At 66.3% G+C, this 2064-nt stretch carries 2 protein-coding genes and 1 pseudogene; 1 reads left to right on the top strand and 2 read right to left on the bottom strand.

Annotated features, from left to right (window positions below; all coding sequences use genetic code 11):
* Positions 1-547, top strand: a 547-nt coding sequence (locus MOV74_RS36860) for a DUF2336 domain-containing protein (RefSeq protein ID WP_246932281.1), incomplete at its 5' end; no start/stop codon positions are given.
* Positions 548-632: 85 nt separating this feature from the next.
* Here MOV74_RS36860 and mtaB read toward each other — a convergent pair.
* Both mtaB and MOV74_RS36870 read right to left on the bottom strand, forming a co-directional pair.
* A complete protein-coding gene (gene mtaB / locus MOV74_RS36865) occupies positions 633-1886 on the bottom strand; it encodes a tRNA (N(6)-L-threonylcarbamoyladenosine(37)-C(2))-methylthiotransferase MtaB (protein ID WP_246932283.1) in 1254 nt (417 codons plus the stop codon).
* Positions 1886-2064 (bottom strand): annotated as a pseudogene (locus tag MOV74_RS36870) (diaminopimelate epimerase); the annotation flags it as partial. The pseudogene MOV74_RS36870 and the gene mtaB, both read right to left, overlap by 1 nt.

Consider the following 2064-nt stretch of genomic DNA (forward strand, 5'->3'; position numbering starts at 1 on the left):
CGTCAGCGTCGGCGTCCGCGTCGACCTGCCGTCGGAGCTGCGCCGCAGATTGCTGCAATCGGCGACCGATGCCGTGCGCGCCCGCTTGTTGTCGCGCGCGCCGCCGCATCTGTTCGAGGAAATCCAGAGTGCGATCGCGGCCATCGCCGTCGGTGTCGATCGCGAGATGTCGAGCGTCCGCGATTTCGAAGGCGCCAAGCGCGCGATTGCAATGCTCAAGGCAACCGGCCAGCTCAATGAGGCGACGTTGCTCGGCTTCGCCAGGCAACGGCGTTATGAGGAGACCGCCGCCGCCCTTGCAGCCCTGTCCGGATCGACTGTCGAAGTCATTCGCCCGCTGATGCAGAGCCTGCGCGATGACGGCCTGTTGGTGCCGTGCAAGGCGGCGCAGCTCAGCTGGGAAACCACCACCGCGGTGCTCGAAAGCCGCTTCGCGACCGGCGCGATGAAGCCGGCGGATCTCGCGCGGGCGCAAGGTCACTATGCGCACATGACGCCGGAAAATGCGCGGCGAACGCTGCGGTTCTGGCAGGTGCGGGCGTCGTAGGCTCTTCCACTCTCCCCTTGTGGGCCTGTTGCGCTACTGGCTTTTAAGGCCTCGACGGACACGGGGAGAAGGGAAGAGAAAACGGCTATGTGATCAGCCGTTCGCCATCACTGCCCGCGATTCTGAGCGGCACAACGCTTCCCACCCGCTCGCCCGCAATCGCCACCGGCAGATAGTGCTCCGTCCGCCCCAGGCTCTCGCTCTCGATCAGCACCTCGCGCGTTGCACCGATCTCGGCTTGCAGCCGCCGCTGCAATGCCGCTTCTCCCGCCGCACGCAGCCGCTTCGCGCGCTCCTTGATCAGCGCCCCCGCAACCTGCGGCATCTTTGCAGCCGGCGTGCCGGGGCGCGGCGAGTAGGGAAAGACGTGCAGGAACGTCAGGCCGCACTCTTCGACGAGATCGAGCGAGCGTGAAAACATCTCCTCGCTCTCGGTCGGGAAGCCCGCGATGATGTCGGCGCCGAAGGCGATGTCCGGGCGCAGCCGGCGCACCTGGTCGCAGAAAGCGATCGCATCCTGCCGCAAATGCCGCCGCTTCATGCGCTTCAGAATCATGTCGTCGCCGGATTGCAGCGAAAGGTGCAGATGCGGCATCAGCCGCGCATCGCCGGCGATGGCATCGAGCAGATCGTCATCCGCCTCGATCGAATCGATCGAGGAGATGCGCAGGCGCTTGAGCTCCGGCACGTGCCGCAAAATCTGCTTCGTCAACATGCCGAGTTTCGGCGCGCCGGGCAGGTCGGCACCGTAGCTGGTGAGGTCGACGCCGGTCAGCACGATCTCGGCATGACCGCGTTCGACCAGCGTCCGCACCTGCTCGACCACCGCGCCCATCGGCACCGAGCGCGAATTGCCGCGACCGTAGGGAATGATGCAGAAGGTGCAGCGATGGTCGCAGCCGTTCTGCACCTGCACGAACACGCGCGGCAGGCCGCTCGCATAGCCGTCGATGAGATGCGGCGCCATCTCCCTGATAGCCATGATGTCGCTGACGGCGATCTTCTCGCCGGCGCCGAGATCGAACGCATCGCGGGCCTCGCGCCAGGTCTGCCTGCGCATCTTGTCGTCATTGCCGACGACGCGATCGACTTCGGCCATGTCAGCGAACATGCCGCTTTGCGTCTGCGCCGCGCAGCCGGTGACGACGATGCGCGCACCGGGCCGTTCGCGCTTCAATTTGCGGATCGATTGCCGCGCCTGCGCCACCGCCTCATTGGTGACGGCGCAGCTGTTGATGACGATGGTGTCGGAAAGGCCCGCGCCCTCGGCCTCACGGCGGATCACCTCGGCCTCGAAGGCATTGAGGCGGCAGCCGAAGGTGACGATGTCGACGGCCATCAGCCAACCGGCGCGAACAGCGCCGGATCGAAGGTGTCCTCATATTCGAATGTCGCTGTGCCCGTCATCAGCACGTGGTCGTCGCGCTCGCGCCATTCGATGCCGAGCTTGCCGCCGGGCAGCGTGATCTCGACATTGCGCTCGACCCGCTTCAGGCGCGCCGCGGCGACGGCCGTGG

Origin of the sequence: Bradyrhizobium sp. SHOUNA76 (genome assembly GCF_023006445.1) — a bacterium.
GTDB lineage: Bacteria > Pseudomonadota > Alphaproteobacteria > Rhizobiales > Xanthobacteraceae > Bradyrhizobium.